This window comes from uncultured Tenacibaculum sp., assembly GCF_947495995.1.
In the GTDB taxonomy this organism is placed as follows: domain Bacteria; phylum Bacteroidota; class Bacteroidia; order Flavobacteriales; family Flavobacteriaceae; genus Polaribacter.
In genome coordinates, this window is record NZ_CANMAX010000031.1 from 1 (window position 1) to 599 (window position 599).

Below are 599 nucleotides of genomic sequence, written 5' to 3' on the forward strand. Positions count from 1 at the left end.
GATACTTCAGCTACACTAACAGTAACAGCTACAACAGGAACACCTACTCAGTATACGATAGATTATAATGCCGCGGCCGAAGCCGCAGGCTTTAGTGATGTTACCACTAGTACAAGTTTAACGGGTGCTACCTTTACAATTCCAGGAGCAGCCGCAGCAAATACTTATGGCGGTACGATTACTTATATAGATGCTAACGGTTGTAGTGGTACAGATGCTTTTACAGTTACGATCAATGCGAATCCAGTAGCTACAGTAAATGATCCATCCGTTTGTGTGGGAGATACATCAGCTACACTGACGGTAACAGCGACAACAGGAAGTCCTACTCAGTATACGATAGATTATAATGCCGCGGCCGAAGCAGCAGGTTTTAGTGATGTTACCACTAGTACAAGTTTAACGGGAGCTACCTTTACAATTCCAGGTGCAGCCGCAGCAAATACTTATAGTGGTACGATTACTTATATTGATGCGAACGGTTGTAGTGGTACAGATACCTTTACAGTTACGATCAATGCGAATCCAGTAGCTACAGTAAACGATCCATCAGTTTGTGTAGGAGATACATCAGCTACCTTAACGGTAACAGCTACAAC

Annotated in this window: 1 protein-coding gene; it reads left to right on the plus strand. The window is 43.4% G+C overall.

Annotated elements, in window-relative coordinates:
* A partial coding sequence (locus Q1A15_RS20920; RefSeq protein WP_299628390.1) for a hypothetical protein occupies positions 1–599 on the plus strand: 599 nt, incomplete at both ends.